Source organism: Paenibacillus sp. FSL W8-0194 (assembly GCF_037969745.1).
GTDB lineage: Bacteria > Bacillota > Bacilli > Paenibacillales > Paenibacillaceae > Paenibacillus_AQ > Paenibacillus_AQ cookii.
In genome coordinates this window covers 496,690-513,317 of sequence record NZ_CP150205.1, presented here as the reverse complement: position 1 = coordinate 513,317, position 16,628 = coordinate 496,690, and the positions used below count along the sequence as shown (strand labels likewise).

The window sequence follows — 16,628 nt, the reverse complement described above, 5'->3', positions numbered from 1 at the left end:
GGATGTATTGCTACTGTCAACTAAAACAATCACCTATTTAATATAAGTTTAAGGTAATATTTTGTCAATGATTCTGACCTAGTTCACAAATTGTTCGAAAAGTGCTGAAAGTCGCGCCACGCAAGCATTTGCAATCGTTTTCGGACACGCTGCGCGGCCCCTTTCTACCTTCCGTTTGCAACCATGTTATTCCCTTTTCGTATACCCATTTTTCCCTCTTTTCATTCACTTTCCCTCCGGATTCGTCCATCAAAACGTCACCAAATCGTCAAAATTCAACATCCGCGTCGAATGCGTTGCCGTTATTTCAGGCTTTGATAAGCCGAGCTTCGGGCTTTTGGCGGCAACAAAAAAGAAGCCTTCCGGCTTCTTGGTTTTTAAGCGGTAATGATGAAGGGGCCTTCCGGCGTGATCGCGACCGTGTGCTCGAACTGCACGCCGCAGGTGCCGTCCGCCGTCCGGATGGTCCAACCGTCGTCATCCCACAATACGGCTCCCGTCGATCCCAACGTAAAGATCGGTTCAACGGTAATGACCATGCCTTCGACGAGCCGGACGCCCTCCCCGCGCCGTCCATAGCTCGGCACATCCGGCGGTTCGTGAAGCCGGCTTCCGATGCCATGGCCGACAAGCGGCTTGACGACGCCGAATCGGCCTTTTTTCGCCGCTTTTTCGATCGCGTGCCCGATGTCTCCGGTGGTATGGCCGATCCGGGCCTGGTCGATCCCGGCATAAAGCGCCTGCTCCGTTCGAAGCATCAGCCTCTGCTGCGGCCTGCCCAGCTTCCCGACGCCATAACTCCAGCCCGAATCGGCCAGCCAGCCGTCTTTGTTCACGACGATGTCGATTGTGACCAGATCCCCTTCGGACAACGGAACGTCGTTCGGAAAGCCGTGGCAGACGACGTCATTGACGGAAGAACAAGTGGCAAACGGAAAACCGCGGTACCCCTTTTGTTCCGGAACGGCGCCGTGTTTCGCCAGATATTCTTCGACGAAAGCGTCAATTTGAAGCGGTGTGACTCCCGGAGCGATCCTCCGCGAAATTTCGCGGTGACACGCCGATAGAATGCGCCCCGCTTCGCGCATATACCCGATTTCTTCCTTGCTTTTCAAGCGGATCTCCATGCTGCTGCTCCTTTCGCCTAGCATACTGCTATCCGGAAGCGGATGGTACACTATATGCATCGACGCGGGCATCCTGCAGCAGGTCTACAAAAAAAACCGTATTCGGCGTGAAGCTCGTTCACAGAATACGGTTCAAATATTTTACGTTATATTCAAAGTGATTAAGAAACGGAAGAATTCATTCTTCCCAGTTCATGTTCTACAACCGAGGTGAGTTCCTCTTCGTATCCTCCCATGATATGATACTTCCGGACATATTCCTTCACAAACTTCTTCGGATCCTTAGGCCGGAAAATCCGTGTCATTTCCCGCAGACTTTCTTTGACTTCGTTGTGACCTTTCGTTGCCATGATAGTTCCCTCCCAAGACACTTGAATGGATTGCTCCAATTAAGAGAATGCCGAAAAGACCTTACCTGACACCAAGAAGTAGTCATATGCAGTTATTAGGTTTGGGCTGAACGCTCCCGGCTGCTCGCTTCAAGGTTCTGTAATGGTACTTAACCTAAAAGCGTAAAAACTGAATCACTCCTTTCATTGTATCATATTCTTGCAAGGAATACAGCTTTCCAAAAAAATGAATAGATTAACTTTTTTTACATGACTAAAGAACGATAATAAGCCGGGTTTCGGCGATACCTTCCGGGCAAAAAGAACTCCCTGTATTTATCATCATCCGATAGGATTAAATCCATAATAAGAATGATTTTTCAGGGCATCATTTCAGCTTGAGGAGGTGGTCTTCGCGTGCTGCCCGTTTCGTTACCGGAGGAAGCCGGCTGCGATGTTCGTTTGCTGGACCAGACCCATGCCAAAATCAACGAAACCTTCCCGAAGATGCGAAGCTTCCTGGTTGCCCGGAGCGGCAAGCTCATTTACGAAAAATATTACGGGGGCCATGATGCCGGATCGCTTAACGACCTGCGCTCCGCAACCAAAAGCTTCATCTCCGTCCTGATCGGAATCGCATCCGGGCAAGGTTTGCTTCCCGCATTGGACGAGCCGCTGCTCGGGCTGCTTCGGCATTATGCCGCAAAAGACGTCGACCCCGCCCTGCATCGGTCTTTGACCTTGCGCAGGCTCCTCACGATGACCACCGGCTTTGCGTGGCAGACCGGCAAAAAGCTGGGGGAGCCGATGATCGGCCGCCTGCACCGCAGCAAACGCTGGACCGCTTTTGCCCTTTCCCTGCCGGTGCTTCCCGATATGGTCGGCCGTTTTCAATACCGCAGCGTCGACACGCATCTGCTGTCCGTCATTCTCAGCGAATGCACGGGCATGGATGCGCATGCTTTTGCAAAAAGGAACCTGTTCGGACCGCTGGGCATCGGACCATCGGAGTGGCTCGCCAGTCCCGAAAACCACAGCATGGGACATGTCGGTTTGTTCCTCGCATCGCGGGATATGGCCAAATTCGGAATGTGCTGCCTTCAAGGCGGCCGCTGGAACGGCGAGCAAGTCATCCCTGCCTCCTGGCTTTCGGAGGCCCTTCGCCCCCATGCGGAAGGATATCCCGCCTTTGGGGATTACGGGTTCAGCTGGTGGTGCGGCAAAATGAACGGCCAAACGTTCAGCTGCGCGCATGGCCATGGGGGCCAGCAAATTTACCTTTTTCCCGAAAAAGAAACCGTGGTCGTGTTTACGGCCGACAGCAAGGTCAGCCGGTGGAAAAATCCGCGCCCGCTGTTGCAGGAATTCGTCCTGGAAGCCGTCGCCCAGGCCCCGCAGCCGGATAATCCCCGGCATGCCAGGGAAACTTAAGTATGCATGCGACGACAAGGATGCTTTTTTACACAGCGATGAAGGAGGACTAATCAATGGGCGATAAAAACAAAGCCATGCTGCCGATTTCCCGCGAGGAGGTCGAAGTGGACGGCGTTTATACCAACGAATGGGGCCGCGAAGAGGTGCTGCACCGGGGAGAAAACTTCCCTGCCGATCCGATCATGGGAACGACCGAATGGCAGCTCAGCGAGTTTCTGTTCGATAACCATCACGAAGGCCGGACGGACGAGCGCCTGGTGCCTAAAGAAAACGATACCGATAAAATCGGGAAAATTACGCATCCGCGCAGACAGCAGCAAGGCGGGGACGCACAATAATCAATATAGCGAAAAAGCATCCCGACTTCCGGGATGCTTTTCTGTTGGCATACCTTTCATAACTTGTCTCAGCCGGACATATGTTTATACAACAATCCCGCGCAAGACAAGGAGTGTGCATACCATGTCCCCTTTTTTCAAATCGTCGACGGGCCTGCCCGAAAATATCTCCGCCTCCCTCTGCTATTTGTTCGCTTTTATCGGCGGCATCGTGTTTCTCGCGCTGGAGAAGCGCAGCCGCTTCGTCATGTTCCATGCGCTGCAATCCGTCCTTGCCTTCGGCGCGGTCATGATCGCCCATGTGCTGTGCGGGTTCATCCCCTTGATCGGTCCGTTCATCGCCGGACTTCTTTCCATCTTGACGCTGGTGATGTGGATCGTCCTTTTATTCGCTTCCCTGCAAGGAAAATGGCTGAAGCTGCCTTGGATCGGCGATTTGGCCGAGAAACAGCTGCATCATCTATGAAATCCTTCTCCCCTGCATTTCGTGATTCCCTTTTGCCTCCCGAGTTCTTACAATGAAAGCATGGGTTTCATTGAGACGATGGGGGAGACAGAAAATGTATTTGTTCGTGATCAATAAAAAGTCCGGCAACGGCAACGGCTACCGGACCTGGATCAAAATCAGGGCTGCTCTCGACGCGCGCCTGATCCGCTACCGGCACGTATTCACCGAAAGCGCCGGCCAGGCGGAGGACGTGATCGCCGCCACGCTGTCCGAGCCGGAACATTGGCTTGGGGTTGCCGTCATCGGCGGCGACGGCACGATTCACAGCGTGCTGCCGGCCCTGAAGGAGTTCGGGATCCCGCTTGCCGTCATTCCCGCCGGCTCGGGCAACGACACGGCGCGCGGCTTCGGCATCCCGCATGATCCGTTGTCCGCCCTCGATATCATGCTTGCAGGCCGGACCCGGGCCGCGGATTTGATCGCGACGGCAAACGGGCTGACATTGACGGCACTGGCCATCGGTTTCGACGCGCAAGTAGCCGAAAACGTCAATGCCAGCCTCTATAAAAAGGTATGCAACTTTTTCAGGGTCGGTCGGGCCGCCTACATCGTGGGCATCCTGCATACGCTGCTGACATTCAGGCCGTGCCGCGTTACCGTCGCCTGCGACGGGATGACGAACACTTATCCGAATGCGTGGCTTACCGCCATTTCCAACGTCAGCAGCTACGGAGGCGGACTGCATATCTGTCCGGATGCCCACCCGGGGGACGGCCAGCTCGATATTTGCATCGTGCACGGCTGCTCGCGGCTGCAGCTTCTGCGCCTGTTCCCGACGGTGCTCACCGGAAAGCACGTCAACCTACCGTTCGTGACGTTTTTGCGCGGCCAAGCCATTTCCGTCGAATTTGATCAGCACAGGCTTGCGCTCGGGGACGGGGAAAACCTGTCCGCGGGGCCGCTGGATATCACCGTGGAGCCGAACGCTTTACGGGTATATGCCGCATAACTTAAGCCATCATCGTTTTTTTCATAAAAAAAGGGCAAGCCCGCTTACGCGGCTTGCCCTTCTTTCATGGCTGCGTCCTTCGATCCGGAGAGCGCGCCGCCCTTAAGACCGTTAAACAGCAAGTTGAGAACGATCGCCGTGACGCTTCCGGCCACGATGCCGTTATCGACGAGAATGCGGGCCCAATCCGGCAGCGCCGCAAACAATTCGGGATGAACGCTCACGCCCAGTCCCATTCCGACCGAGCAGGCGATGATAAAGAGGTTTTCGAACTTGTTCAGGTCGACCTGGCCTCCCAGCATGCGGATGCCGGAAGACACGACCATGCCGAACAGGGCGACCATCGCGCCGCCGAGCACCGATGTCGGAACCAGCTGCGTCAAGGCCGCGATTTTCGGAACGAATCCGATGACGATCAGAATCCCTCCGGCCACGACGATGACGTCCCTCGTTTTCACCCGGCTCATTTGAACGAGGCCGACGTTTTGCGAGTACGTCGTGTACGGGAAGGAGTTAAACAATCCGCCAAGCACGATCGCCAGGCCTTCGGCCCGGTAACCCCGTGCCAGGTCCTTGGAGGAAACGTCCTTGTCGACGATTTTGCCGAGAGCCATAAATACGCCCGTCGACTCGGCGATGCTGACGATCGAAACCAGAATCATCGTGATAATCGCGGAAGCATGGAACGTCGGCGTTCCGAAATAAAACGGTCTGACGGCATGGAACCAGCTTGCTTCCTTGAGCGGCGTCAAGTCCACATGCCCGGCCAGCGCGGCGACGAGCGTGCCGATAATAAGTCCGATCAGTACCGAAATGGAGCGGATAAAACCTTTGGCAAACCGGTTCATCAAAACGATGAACAGCAGCACCCCGAAACCGAGCCCGAGGTTCAGCAGGCTTCCGAACTCCCCTGCCGCCTTCGCGCCGTCCCCGCCGCCGAGATCGTTCAGCGCCACCGGAATGAGCGTGACCCCGATGACCGTAACGACGGACCCGGTAACGACCGGCGGGAAAAAGGCGATCAATTTGCCGAACAGCCCCGAAAACAAAACGACGAAAAGACCTGAAGCGATGATCGCGCCGTAAATGGCTGATACTCCGTCTTTCATGCCGATGGCGATCATCGGCGATACCGCCTGGAACGCGCAGCCGAGCATGACCGGAAGCCCGATGCCGAAAAACTTGTTGCCCCATACTTGAAGCAGCGTCGCCAAACCGCAGGCCATCAAATCGATCGAAATCAGGTAAGTCAGCTGCTCCGTCGTAAAATTGAGCGCTCCCCCGACGATCAGCGGCACGATAACCGCGCCCGCGTACATGGCAAGCACGTGCTGAATGCCTAACGAAAAGGTTTTGAATGGATTTCTTGTCTTCGTCGGTTCCATACGGATTTCATTCCTCCCGAAGTTTTGGATTGGATTCTATGCAAACGTAACGGTGCCGTTGTCGAGCGCAGCGATTCGGACGAGCGACTCCACATGGTAGCCCGCTTCCTTCAGCAAACGGCCGCCCGGTTGGAACGCTTTTTCGATGACGATGCCGATGCCGGCCACTTCCGCTCCCGCCTGCTCCACGATGCGCGCAAGGCCGAAGGCCGCTTCCCCGTTGGCCAGGAAGTCGTCGATGATCAGCACGCGCTCCCCTGGCTGAATGAACTTGCGGGAGACGGTGATTTCGTTCGTTTCCTGCTTCGTGAACGAATATACCTTTTCCACGTAAATGTCCTCGCGAAGCGTCAGGGACTTTTGCTTGCGGGCGAAAATGAGCGGAACCTCCAGCTCAAGCGCCGTCATGATGCCTGGCGCGATGCCCGAGGATTCGATCGTCAGCACGCGGTCGATTTTTTGTCCCGCAAACAGCCGTTTAAACTCCTTGCCCACCTCTTTCATCAACACCGGATCCATTTGGTGGTTCAGGAACGAATCGACCTTCAGCACCTGATCGCTAAGCACGATCCCTTCCTTCATGACTTTCTCCTTCAGCAGCTGCATTGTTTTTTCTCCCTCCAAAGTTCTTTCTTTCAAGGCATTGCAATCTCCGTCGGCGGCTTCCCCGGGAACCCGGCAAAAGACGATCCGTCGCGATTCGGCCATATCCTTCCTGCAATGTCATGACAAAAAAAGCCCGCCTCTTCCGGGAACTGCCTTGCTGGCAGGACACGAAACCGAGCGGACTTACGGTAACAAACGAAAAGACGCCGGGACGTTGGCCCGGGTTGCTTGTTATTCCCGTAGTCCGATCATTTCCGGTGATCGGGTAGAGACATGCAGGCCCATTCCTGCACATATACGAGAAACCTATGAAAATTTGCAAAAACATATGAGACAATGCATGAAGTATACCGCAAAACCGGGCCAAAAATAAAGAGGTATTTGATGGAGGACGCAAAAAACGCAAAAAATCGACCGTTTCTGCTGATTTCGGCGCGAATCTCGTTTATACTTTAGTGGCAATGTTTCATACTGGTCAGCAGATAGATTCGAAATCATCGGGAGGGAAAACGCTTTGAGAGGCTTTTTAAGAGAATTCAAGGAATTTGCCGTCCGCGGCAACGTGGTTGACCTGGCGGTCGGCGTCATCATCGGGGGCGCATTCGGCAAAATCGTCACGTCGGTCGTCAACGATATCGTAATGCCGCCGATCGGACTGCTTTTGGGGGGCGTGAATTTCGGTCAACTGATCATTCCGCTTAAACCAAATCTAACGCTGGACGGACATCCCATCCACACGTTAAAGGAAGCCCAAGATATCGGCGCCCCGGTCATCGCGATCGGCCAGTTCATCAATGTCGTGATCGATTTCCTGATCGTGGCTTTCTGTATTTTCTTGCTCGTTAAAGGCATCAACTGGCTGAAACGGGAGAAAAAAGAGGAGCAGCCGGAGCCGGAAAAAACGACGAAGGAATGTCCGTACTGCCTTTCCGAGATCCCTTTGGCCGCTACCCGCTGCGGACACTGCACTTCGATGCTTGAAGGCGCGCCGGAGCACGGCTAAAAGCCGCCCGTTACGGCTCCCGGCTAATAAGACCAAAGCCGAATATCAGGTTGCAAAGGCCGTTAGGCTACAGGCCCAGCGGCCTTTGCGGCAGCAGCGTGGTGACGACCTTTTTCAAATCCCGGTCTTCGGTGTATTTGGCTTCCCCGGTATCCAGCTCAAGGACCCGAATGTGGTCGAACGTCTGGCCGGCCGCCGTGGGCGTAAACAGCAGTTTATCGGGATCCGCCAGCGCCACGTGGTAATTCATGTCCTTAAACATGTCGATGAGCTGCCCGGTATCCGGTTTTTTGCCCTTTTCGACGAAAAGCAAACCGCGCAGGCGTTTGGTCTCCTGTTTGGATTTCACTTCAAAGCGGACGATGCATTCCATGCTCGTTCTCTCCTTTTTTTATAAGATATCGTACAGATGCGGACGTTGAGCCGGAATCGATGTTCATAATAACCCCGGAGGTGCATCCATGAGTCAGGAATTATTCGATATATATGATGAACACGATCGCAAAATCGGTACCGCGCCCCGGGACGAGGTGCATGCCAAAGGCTATCTCCACCATTCCTTCCACTGCTGGATCGTCAGGGATACGCCGGAGGGCCGGCACATTTTGTTCCAGAAACGGCAGGACAGCAAGGATACCTTTCCCGGGCATTTCGACATTACGGCTGCCGGGCATCTTTCCGCGGGAGAAACCGTTGAGGACGCCATTCGGGAAGTCGAGGAAGAGCTTGGCGTCCCGGTCCGGATGGACCAGCTGACCTCCCTCGGGACGATCTGCCATTACGCGGAAGGCACGGCGGGCGGCAAATCGTTTATCGACAGGGAAAAATGTTACGTGTTCGGGCTGCTGCACGATGTTCCGCTCACCGCTTACCGCTTGCAGGAAGAAGAGGTCGCGGGATTGTACGAAGCCCGGCTGGACGACGCCATCGCGCTGTTCGAAGGCCGCAGGGACGCCATTCCGGCGACGGGAATCCCGTCGGTCCGGGAAGGGCAGGCCGCTCCGGAAACGTTCCCCGCTACGCTAAGCATACACCAATTCGTGCCGCATAAATATGACGATTATCTCCATGTGTTCCAAAAGTTAAAGCATCTGCGGCCGGATGAAAAATAACACGCTAAAAACAAAAGGGCGCCCCCGGCGTCCTTTTTCAATCCCCGAAACCTATGAACTTCAATGACAGGCGTCCCGGCTTCAAGCGCCGAGGGGGAGCCCTCTCCGACAACTTGCTTGGGACGGCCGGCGGACGCGTCTTGTGCCCGCAGCCCGCCTAGTCCTGACCGGAATCCTTCGGTTGGTCCGGCCCGATGTATTTGCTGTAGATCCGCTCATATCGCGGGCCGTATCGTTCCGTCAGCTCCTCGCCGATATCCTGCTCCAGCTCGTAAAGCACCATTTCCTGCGTAAAATGATGCAGCAGCAGCTCGACCATGACCGGATGCTCCGTCACCAGCCCTTGCGTCGTGCAGTCGTCCCCCCGCATGCCCAGCATGCACCAGCGGCGGTCGATGACAAACGAAAATCGTCGTCCCGAGGCCGCCCCGTCCTTCTGCTGCCCGAACGAAAGCCAAGGAAGGAAACGGCTGCCGGCCTCCTCGCTCATGCAGGACCACAGCAGCTTGACGCCGCGTCCCTCCGCTTCTTCCAGGCCCTGCCTGAGCAGCGCCGCTTCCTCGCGCCAGACGTCGACGACGATTTCATGTTCGGCCCGCTCCATCTCCCGGGAGAGCGTCTCCAGCACGTTGCGCTCGCCCTCCACGCTGTAGAACGGCTGCTGCTCCGATTCCACTCTCGGCATTCTGGTCTCGATAAACGCGAGCGATTCCTTGACCTGGCCGGAGATCATCCGCGTCAGTTCCTCTGGCTTCAGCATACTGTAGCGGACCGGCTCCCCCGCGCTCCGGCGCAAAAATCCATGCTGCGCGAGGCGCTGCAGGGCGGCGTATACGTTGGATCTGGAAACGCCGAGCCCTTTTGCCACCTCGTAACCCGAGGAAGGGCCCTTGCCGGCCAACTCCACCATTATTTTTGCTTCCATCTCGGTGAATTTCAAATTCCGCAGATGCTGTAGCAATTGTTCCATTCTTCTGTCCTCCCAAGCTGCCAAACCCTTGCGTTAGTCGTTAAATGATTGATATCGTGCCCGATAGGCATTATGCCGTCTAGATCTGTTCCGCTCCGCATCGAGGGCACCATTTCGATCCCTTCGGCAGATCGGCGCGGCAGATTTGGCACTTCACCGAATCGCGCTGGGATGCACCAGCCGCCTCGGTCTTACCGTCGTTGTTTTCTTTCCAGAACCGGATTCGTTCATCCAACTCCAGCTGACGTTCGCGTTCCCGTTCCTCCGCCTGGCGGCGTTCCCGTTCATCGGCGAATTCTTCTTCTTGCGGCTCCTTCCAGTCGTTGCCCCCCGGAAAATCGTACAAGCTTTCCGCGGCGGCTCCGGTTTCTTCCTTGTCAAATGCCAGCTCGAATTCGAAATCGTCGTCGTCCTGGACGATCGGTTCCCTGTAAATTTTGGTTTCGCCGAAGTCCTCGTCCTCGAATTTGGCAGCTGCGGGCGATTTGCGCCCTTCGTCGCCCGCACTTGCCGGCGCTTCGCCTTTCAGGCTTCTGCCGCAGGAAGGACAGAAATTGGCGTCCAGTTCGACTGTGCGCCCGCATTTGCACAGCTTTTCGTTTTTCAGCTCCGCGATCCGGCGGCGCAGCTGCTCGATCTCCTCCTGCAGCCCGTCGCAGGTTTTGCAATGTTTGAGCATCTCTTTTTCGGCCAGCGTCATGTCCTCCTGGCTGTACCCTTCATAAAAAACGCGTCCCATTTCGATAAAATGAAATTCCATTTCTTTTTGGACGTCGGCAATCTGGTTGTTCAGCTTGCTGATTTCCACGGCGCCCTGCGCCTTTTCCGTCGCCCGGTTCGCTCCGTCCTTAAGCCTTTGCAAAATTTTCATTGATTTCTCCTCCAGTTCCCCAATTGATCATCTCGTGTATGAATCCATATTAGGCCCGGCAAGCCATGCAGCGCTTGTCCATTGGTGCAAGCCTATGTTTAATAGCGTCGTTTTTTGTTGGATGACATCAAAACCTCATGCTACAAAGATACCATGCCTTGGCTTTGCTGTGAAATGTGCGAAAAGACTCTTCTTTGGCCTTCTCTGCCCGCCGCCGCTCGGGTTATAATGGACTGCATGCGGTTTAGGGTGCTTATATCATACCAAATTTCATGTGCCACTGCTAAAAAAGCAATCGATAACTTCAATATTTTCAGACATAAGGAGGGTGCAGCCATGGTAAACACGCAGCTGACGCCGACAGGCGTTCCAGCCCAAGTGCCGGCTTCGGCCGCGCCTCCGCAGGCCAAAACCGCACCTACGCTGACCAGCCGCGAGCTGGTCAAAAACGATGAACCGGACGCCTTCTTCTTCCGCGAGCTGGAGAATAGCGGCATCCTGCTGAATGCGCCGCAAATCAAGGCCGTACGGCACGGGGAAGGCCCGATGCTGATCCTTGCCGGGGCCGGCTGCGGCAAAACGACGGTGCTCGCGGCGCGAACCGCTTACCTGCTTGCGGTCCGGCGCGTACCGGCTTCCGGCATTTTGCTCGTGACGTTCACGAGCAAAGCGGCGCGCGAAATCAAGGAGCGAATCGCCCGCATGCCCGGCGTCGGTCCGGCCGCCGCCCATGCCGTCGAGGCCAGGACGTTCCACTCTTTCGCCCTTCTGATGCTGCGGCGGAATGGATACAAGGAGCAGATTTTGGGCGAATTCGGCGCCCAGCACACCATTATGAAAATGGTTCTAAGGCGGCTGGGTTCCGCCCAGACCTTCCAGCCCGAAACGCTGCTTGCCGCTTTGTCCGCATGGAAAATGCAGGGGAAAGGCGCCGACGAGCTCCCGGACCGAACGGACGATGAAGTGGCGGTCAAGAATATTCTGACAGCCTATGAAGACTGGAAGCAGGAGCGGAACCTATGGGATTTCGACGACATCCTGCTGCAGCTGCGGCGGCGCATGGATGACCGCCTGTTCCTTAAACGGCTGCAAAGCCGGTACGCTTGGATTATGGTCGACGAGTTCCAGGACACGAACCTGATTCAATACGAGCTGGTGCAATATCTCGCTGCGGCGCACCGCAACCTCGCCGTGGTCGGCGACGACGACCAGACCATATATACGTTTAACGGAGCGCGCCAGGAGTCGATTTTGGAATTCGACAAGCTGTATCCCGAAAGCAAAATCGTCACGCTCGATATCAATTACCGGAGCGACAGCCGGATCCTGGGACTCGGCGGCGCCATCGTGCGCCACAACCGGGCCCGCCGCCCGAAGGATCTCAAGGCTGCAGGCCCGTCCGGGCGGATGCCGCAATATGTCCGGCCTTCCCATCCCGAGGAGGAAGCCGCATGGGTCGTGGATCATCTCGCCCGCCAGGTGCGGAGCGGTAAAGCCGCGTATAAGGACATCGCCATTTTGCACCGGACCGCGGGCAGCAGCCGCGCCGTTCTGGAGCAGCTGCTCATGCGCGACATTCCGTTCGTGCAATACGGCAGCCAGGCCGTGTTTTACGACCAGCCGCTGATCAAGCCGCTGATGGACCATTTGCGGCTCAGCCTGAATCCGCGCCGAATGGAGGCTTTGCCGGGCGCGCTCGGCCCGCTTTACGTGCCCAAGGAAGAAGGCCATGCCTTCATTCTGGCGCAGGAAAAGGAAACCCGGAAGAAATACCCTCTTATCCATCTGACGCGCTGGAGCAGGCTGCAATCGTTTCAGCAGGACGCCGTGAAAGAGCGGATCCGGCTGATCAAATCATTGAAAGCGATGAAGCCCGCCTATGCGCTTCAGGAAATGCGCCGCCTTTTTTACGATAAATACGTGCAGGCGGGCGATCCCCTTGTATATACGCAATACAGGGACATGGTTCTCGATTCGCTCGAGGAACTCGAAAGCGCCGCGGCGCGTTTTGATTCGGTGGAGCGGTTTGTCGCTTATGCGGACGAGCTGTCCTTGCGCCATGCCCGAATGGAGGCGCTGAAGGACAAAAACGAAGGCGATGCCGTCCAACTCATGACCATCCACCGGGCCAAAGGGCTTGAATTTCCGTACGTTTATTTGATCGGGGCCAGCGAAGGCATTCTCCCGCACAGCACGGCCCTGAAAGACAAACCGCCGGAGGAGCTCAAAGCCGTCCGTCCCGAAGCGGCGGAGGAACAAATTTATGAGGCGGCCCTGGAAGAGGAGCGAAGGCTCGCTTATGTGGCCGTGACCCGGGCCAAGGAGCGGCTGTACATCAGTTCGCCGGCCTATTACCACAGCAAGCCTGCCGCACCGTCGCGGTTTTTGCTGGAGGCCTACGGCATCAAACCCGCCAAGGAATCCAAATCCGCTTCGACCCGCCCTGCTGCGGGTTCCAGGCAGCGTACCCGGCAATAGCTGTCGGGAATGCCCGCTGCCGGTCGCGGGGGAATGACCAGAAATCTGGCGGTTGGTTAAAAAAAAGGCAGCTGACTGAAAGAAGTCGGCTGCCTTTTTATATGGGCGTACATATTTGCTAAAGTTCGCAAATATCTTTTACTTCTATATAGGTCTTGACGCTATTCGGGCATGTTTCCCGATCTCGTTCCCGCTTCAAAAGAGGGGATCACATTGTCATACATCAGATGCAGCATCATGCCGACCGAAGCATGGTCGAGTATATGACAGTGGTCCATCCACATACCCGGGTTGTCGGCAGTAAATGCCACCTCATACGTTTCGTCCGGATTGACGTTTAATGTATCGGTTACCCAAGGCGTCTCGACGCTTTTCCCGTTTTTCTTCAATACCGTCATATGATGTCCGTGAAGATGCATCGGATGCTCGGAGAGGCTTTTATTGATAAAGGTCGTTTTGATTTTCTCGCCTTCCTTGACGACAAGAGTAGGCGTATGAGGATAAACTTCTCCGTTAATGGTCCAAAGATAGTTGAATTTTCCGTTGTAGAATCCCATCCTGTTTCCCAATATCATCGTAAATTCCCTATCGAACTCAGTCGCAGCAGTCCATTCATTCACGGCAGGCTTCCCGTACCGGGACGGATCAAACAGGCTGGATTCCGTTTGAAACCGGATGGTGTCCGGCGGAGAATCGCCGTAAAAAAGGATACCCGGTCCGTCAGCATCCGTAGATTCGCCTAATTTCAAGAGCACCGGATGATCCGGCATCGTAAAAGAGACGTCGTATCTTCCGCCGGCCGCCAGTCTGAATGCGGTTTGATCCGATAAAGACTCCGGCTGCTGAATGGGAGTACCGTCAATACTCGTGATTTTATAATCGCTCCCTTGCAGCAAATACTTCTGGGATTGATTATTGGCATTGATGAGCCTCAGCTTTATGATCTTCCCCGGCTTCACCTGCTTCCTCTGCATACGATCCTGATCCCCAAAAGCCGTCCGCTCCCCTTGATCGGTATTCCAGTTATGATTGATGAGCGTGACCTCTTCATCGTAGCGGATCGTCTCCTTTTGGGGTTCAACGACAAATGATCCGAACAGACCGTTGCGTACTTGCTCTGCCGCCTGCTGGTGGGAGTGGAACCAATACGTCCCTGCTTGTTCGGCGCGAAACTTATAAGTGAAGGATTCCTCGGGATTGACAACGTTTTGGGTCATGCCAGGCACGCCGTCCATGGCGTTCGGCACATCGTATCCATGCCAATGGATCGTGACTCCTTTATCGATATTCTTGTTGATCAGCTTTACCTCTACCATATCTCCTTGCTGCGCTCTTAGCTCGGGAGCCACCTCCCCGTTATATATCCAGGCTTCGACCACGGCACCCGATGCAAGCGTAATTTCCCGCTTCTGCGCGACGAGCAGATACGTAATATCCGCAGGAATAGAAATGTCTCCCGTAAGCGCCGATACTTCCACCATATTTGCATGGTTATGATGTCCGGACATCATCATGGTTGGCGTACCGTCCCCTTCGTCCATCCATTGATGATTCATCATATCCGAAGCCTCCGGCAGTTTCGACGCGTTAAAGTCTGCCCAAGCCTGAACGACCACGACCGCAATGGTTACGATCGCCGTCGCCGCACCCGACACGGAGAACTTCAACAGCCTTTTCCAAAAAGGAGCCGCAGTGAATGCCCCCTTCAGAATCGCCTGATGTCTCCTGATGACGAAAAGGGAAGGGACAACCTGAACGAAGAGAAACAGAACGATCATCTGTGCCGTTTCGAGCAGGCTCGGAAGGGTCGGTTGCGAAAAGATCGTATGAAAAGCCGCAATGCCTGAAGCGAAAGCAGCCGCATAAGGCGGGATTACGAGCATGGGATGGCTTGTTTTGATCAGCGTATCTGAAGGCCGTTTGTCGGGACTGGATGCTCGAAAGCTTCTTAAGCGGGGGAGCGTGTACAAAACCACGGGGATATAACCGATCAACATGATGGGAAAAATCGATTTGACGATGCCCTCAACGAACAACCAGCCGCACCTAACGTATAGGCTGACGATCAGGATGCACCATAACAAGGCCAGTGCAAGACCGATATAACTTATGCAGCGCAATAGCATTCCCCAGACTTTCAGCCGGCGATGACTTTGAACGTACGGGAGCCCCGCGGCTCCCGTACCGACGATAAACCATAGTGCCGTCATCGCATAGGTTAACATCATACTTGCAATCGTTTCGAACATTGCGTTTTCCTTTCCACCGTTAAAATAGCCGGGTATCTCTTAAATAAAAATTGTTATTTGCTAAGCTTCGTAAATATTTTTTGCATGAGGCTCGGGCCCGAGATCCGGCTATTCTGGAAAGCGGCTATCTTCCACTCGCCGTTTTGTTTGACGGCAACATTCGTATTTATCGAATCCCTTTTCTTCGGGGCTGTTTTTTGCCACTTGAGTTTGACGACGCCGAGTCCATGAAAAATCGCGATGTCCGGTGTCACGAAGCGGATCTTCTTGATCTCGCCTTCCAGAGTCGATCCCTTTAATACGCTGTTCCAAAGTTCTTGATGCGTATCGGCAATCGCTTTTCTGCCTTGCAGATGCTCCCCCTGAAACGTGACATAGTCGGCATCCTCCGTGAAACATGCGCCGTAAGCCTCTCCATCGCCTTTGCCCCAAGCCAGCTTCATCTTCTCAAACAAGCTTTCAATTTCTTTCATTTGGTTGCGATTTTCCATGTTCATTCACTCTCCCTTTGTTATTTGCCGCCTGTAACGCGGATTTCTTCGCCATTTACAAAACTGTTTGCCGTTGATCCCAAATAAACGATCAAATTAGCGACATCTTCCGGGGTCCCCATTCTTTGGGTCGGAAACGATTGAGCGTATTCTTCGAGCATCTGTTGCGGGAACGCGTGCGACACCCATTCGGATAACGTTAATTCGGGAATAACCACATTGGAAAAGATCCCATCTGAAGCCAGCTCTACCGCCAAGGTGCGGCTGAATCCGTGCAAAGCTGCTTTAGCGGTTACGTTGGCGGATTCATTAGGTTTGCCGCTGTAAACCAGGCTGGAGGAAACATGAATCAGTCGCCCCCATCCCCCCTGCTTCATAAGCGGAACGGCCGCTTTCGTAATGAGGTACGTCCCCTTGACGGTCTGATCGATGACGGAAAACCACGCCTCGTTCGCAGGATCCTCGATCGGGGCCTCTTGCCCCCAATACACGGCATTATTCACGAGCACATCCAATCGGCCCCTCTCTTCCTTCACTTGATTGATGACCCCTTGGATGCTTTGCTCGTCATTCAAGGATAGCTGGACCGCCTGGGCGGAACCTCCGGACATGTGAATATCGTCGATCGTTCGGTCCGCCTCGCTTCGATTCCTCAAATAGGTAATGTATACGTGAGCGCCTTCTGCAGCGAACTTCCGGGCGGCCGCTCTGCCAATTCCCCGTGAACCCCCGGTAATCAAAACCACTTTTCCACGTAAACCGTAATCCATCCTCAGTA

The 16,628-nt window shown here is 54.8% G+C and carries 17 protein-coding genes and 1 riboswitch; of the genes, 7 read left to right on the top strand and 10 right to left on the bottom strand.

The genetic code is table 11. The features are described 5' to 3' along the window. Window positions 1–377: 377 nt before the first annotated feature. Together map and MKY58_RS02195 are read right to left on the bottom strand one after the other, a co-directional pair. Entirely contained in the window at window positions 378–1,127 is a 750-nt protein-coding gene (gene map, locus MKY58_RS02200) for a type I methionyl aminopeptidase (protein ID WP_339323273.1), read from the bottom strand. A 161-nt stretch (window positions 1,128–1,288) separates the two neighbouring features. Next, window positions 1,289–1,477, bottom strand: a complete 189-nt coding sequence (locus MKY58_RS02195) for a hypothetical protein (RefSeq protein ID WP_036651115.1) — start codon at window positions 1,475–1,477, stop codon at window positions 1,289–1,291. A gap of 396 nt (window positions 1,478–1,873) precedes the next feature. Between MKY58_RS02195 and MKY58_RS02190 the strand changes: the two genes are divergently transcribed. The 4 genes from MKY58_RS02190 to MKY58_RS02175 all read left to right on the top strand — a co-directional run bounded on the left by MKY58_RS02190 (window position 1,874) and on the right by MKY58_RS02175 (window position 4,685). Next, a complete protein-coding gene (locus MKY58_RS02190; protein ID WP_339323271.1) occupies window positions 1,874–2,887 on the top strand; it encodes a serine hydrolase in 1,014 nt (337 codons plus the stop codon). A gap of 56 nt (window positions 2,888–2,943) precedes the next feature. Next, window positions 2,944–3,228 (top strand): hypothetical protein, encoded by a 285-nt coding sequence (locus MKY58_RS02185; RefSeq protein WP_036708775.1) that lies wholly within the window; start codon window positions 2,944–2,946, stop codon window positions 3,226–3,228. Window positions 3,229–3,352: 124 nt separating this feature from the next. After that, window positions 3,353–3,694 carry a hypothetical protein gene (locus tag MKY58_RS02180; protein WP_339323270.1) on the top strand — a complete coding sequence of 114 codons (342 nt, stop codon included), beginning with the start codon at window positions 3,353–3,355 and terminating at the stop codon, window positions 3,692–3,694. Between the two features lie 94 nt (window positions 3,695–3,788). Beyond that, window positions 3,789–4,685, top strand: a complete 897-nt coding sequence (locus MKY58_RS02175) for a diacylglycerol kinase family protein (protein ID WP_339323269.1) — start codon at window positions 3,789–3,791, stop codon at window positions 4,683–4,685. A 44-nt stretch (window positions 4,686–4,729) separates the two neighbouring features. On the opposite strand, the gene MKY58_RS02170 is transcribed toward MKY58_RS02175, so the two are convergent. Both MKY58_RS02170 and MKY58_RS02165 read right to left on the bottom strand, forming a co-directional pair. After that, window positions 4,730–6,070 carry a nucleobase:cation symporter-2 family protein gene (locus tag MKY58_RS02170; RefSeq protein ID WP_036708772.1) on the bottom strand — a complete coding sequence of 447 codons (1,341 nt, stop codon included), beginning with the start codon at window positions 6,068–6,070 and terminating at the stop codon, window positions 4,730–4,732. A 36-nt stretch (window positions 6,071–6,106) separates the two neighbouring features. Further along, window positions 6,107–6,676: a xanthine phosphoribosyltransferase gene (locus MKY58_RS02165; RefSeq protein WP_036708925.1), complete on the bottom strand. Its 570-nt coding sequence runs from the start codon at window positions 6,674–6,676 to the stop codon at window positions 6,107–6,109. Window positions 6,677–6,896: 220 nt separating this feature from the next. Beyond that, window positions 6,897–6,997, bottom strand: a riboswitch (purine riboswitch). Between the two features lie 193 nt (window positions 6,998–7,190). Between MKY58_RS02165 and mscL the strand changes: the two genes are divergently transcribed. Then, window positions 7,191–7,679 (top strand): large-conductance mechanosensitive channel protein MscL, encoded by a 489-nt coding sequence (gene mscL / locus MKY58_RS02160; RefSeq protein WP_339323268.1) that lies wholly within the window; start codon window positions 7,191–7,193, stop codon window positions 7,677–7,679. A gap of 67 nt (window positions 7,680–7,746) precedes the next feature. Here the strand turns inward: mscL and MKY58_RS02155 are convergent, their stop codons facing one another. Continuing rightward, window positions 7,747–8,052: a hypothetical protein gene (locus MKY58_RS02155; RefSeq protein WP_339323267.1), complete on the bottom strand. Its 306-nt coding sequence runs from the start codon at window positions 8,050–8,052 to the stop codon at window positions 7,747–7,749. Window positions 8,053–8,140: 88 nt separating this feature from the next. Here MKY58_RS02155 and MKY58_RS02150 point away from each other — a divergent pair, with 88 nt between their 5' ends. After that, entirely contained in the window at window positions 8,141–8,791 is a 651-nt protein-coding gene (locus MKY58_RS02150) for an NUDIX domain-containing protein (RefSeq protein WP_339323266.1), read from the top strand. 157 nt (window positions 8,792–8,948) lie between these two features. Here MKY58_RS02150 and MKY58_RS02145 read toward each other — a convergent pair whose 3' ends face one another. Together MKY58_RS02145 and MKY58_RS02140 are read right to left on the bottom strand one after the other, a co-directional pair. Beyond that, window positions 8,949–9,761, bottom strand: a complete 813-nt coding sequence (locus MKY58_RS02145) for a helix-turn-helix domain-containing protein (protein WP_339323265.1) — start codon at window positions 9,759–9,761, stop codon at window positions 8,949–8,951. A 79-nt stretch (window positions 9,762–9,840) separates the two neighbouring features. Next, window positions 9,841–10,632: a zinc ribbon domain-containing protein gene (locus tag MKY58_RS02140; protein WP_339323264.1), complete on the bottom strand. Its 792-nt coding sequence runs from the start codon at window positions 10,630–10,632 to the stop codon at window positions 9,841–9,843. Window positions 10,633–10,968: 336 nt separating this feature from the next. Between MKY58_RS02140 and MKY58_RS02135 the strand changes: the two genes are divergently transcribed. Further along, window positions 10,969–13,110 (top strand): ATP-dependent helicase, encoded by a 2,142-nt coding sequence (locus MKY58_RS02135; RefSeq protein WP_339323263.1) that lies wholly within the window; start codon window positions 10,969–10,971, stop codon window positions 13,108–13,110. 161 nt (window positions 13,111–13,271) lie between these two features. Here MKY58_RS02135 and MKY58_RS02130 read toward each other — a convergent pair whose 3' ends face one another. The 3 genes from MKY58_RS02130 to MKY58_RS02120 are packed head-to-tail and all read right to left on the bottom strand — an operon-like array spanning window position 13,272 to window position 16,620. Continuing rightward, the gene (locus MKY58_RS02130) at window positions 13,272–15,359 is read right to left on the bottom strand and encodes a multicopper oxidase family protein (RefSeq protein WP_339323262.1); all 2,088 of its coding nucleotides are present in this window, start codon (window positions 15,357–15,359) and stop codon (window positions 13,272–13,274) included. Between the two features lie 53 nt (window positions 15,360–15,412). Further along, window positions 15,413–15,850, bottom strand: a complete 438-nt coding sequence (locus tag MKY58_RS02125) for an SgcJ/EcaC family oxidoreductase (protein ID WP_052146911.1) — start codon at window positions 15,848–15,850, stop codon at window positions 15,413–15,415. 20 nt (window positions 15,851–15,870) lie between these two features. Continuing rightward, window positions 15,871–16,620 carry an SDR family oxidoreductase gene (locus tag MKY58_RS02120; protein WP_339323261.1) on the bottom strand — a complete coding sequence of 250 codons (750 nt, stop codon included), beginning with the start codon at window positions 16,618–16,620 and terminating at the stop codon, window positions 15,871–15,873. Between the last annotated feature and the right edge of the window lie 8 nt (window positions 16,621–16,628).

Coding starts and splice junctions, on each gene's coding strand:
- MKY58_RS02120 (WP_339323261.1), bottom strand. CDS start 16,620: ATGGATTACGGTTTACGTGGAAAAGTGGTTTTGATTACCGGGGGTTCA.
- MKY58_RS02125 (WP_052146911.1), bottom strand. CDS start 15,850: ATGGAAAATCGCAACCAAATGAAAGAAATTGAAAGCTTGTTTGAGAAG.
- map (WP_339323273.1), bottom strand. CDS start 1,127: ATGGAGATCCGCTTGAAAAGCAAGGAAGAAATCGGGTATATGCGCGAA.
- MKY58_RS02135 (WP_339323263.1), top strand. CDS start 10,969: ATGGTAAACACGCAGCTGACGCCGACAGGCGTTCCAGCCCAAGTGCCG.
- MKY58_RS02150 (WP_339323266.1), top strand. CDS start 8,141: ATGAGTCAGGAATTATTCGATATATATGATGAACACGATCGCAAAATC.
- MKY58_RS02145 (WP_339323265.1), bottom strand. CDS start 9,761: ATGGAACAATTGCTACAGCATCTGCGGAATTTGAAATTCACCGAGATG.
- MKY58_RS02185 (WP_036708775.1), top strand. CDS start 2,944: ATGGGCGATAAAAACAAAGCCATGCTGCCGATTTCCCGCGAGGAGGTC.
- MKY58_RS02170 (WP_036708772.1), bottom strand. CDS start 6,070: ATGGAACCGACGAAGACAAGAAATCCATTCAAAACCTTTTCGTTAGGC.
- MKY58_RS02140 (WP_339323264.1), bottom strand. CDS start 10,632: ATGAAAATTTTGCAAAGGCTTAAGGACGGAGCGAACCGGGCGACGGAA.
- MKY58_RS02130 (WP_339323262.1), bottom strand. CDS start 15,359: ATGTTCGAAACGATTGCAAGTATGATGTTAACCTATGCGATGACGGCA.
- MKY58_RS02175 (WP_339323269.1), top strand. CDS start 3,789: ATGTATTTGTTCGTGATCAATAAAAAGTCCGGCAACGGCAACGGCTAC.
- MKY58_RS02155 (WP_339323267.1), bottom strand. CDS start 8,052: ATGGAATGCATCGTCCGCTTTGAAGTGAAATCCAAACAGGAGACCAAA.
- MKY58_RS02165 (WP_036708925.1), bottom strand. CDS start 6,676: ATGCAGCTGCTGAAGGAGAAAGTCATGAAGGAAGGGATCGTGCTTAGC.
- MKY58_RS02195 (WP_036651115.1), bottom strand. CDS start 1,477: ATGGCAACGAAAGGTCACAACGAAGTCAAAGAAAGTCTGCGGGAAATG.
- MKY58_RS02180 (WP_339323270.1), top strand. CDS start 3,353: ATGTCCCCTTTTTTCAAATCGTCGACGGGCCTGCCCGAAAATATCTCC.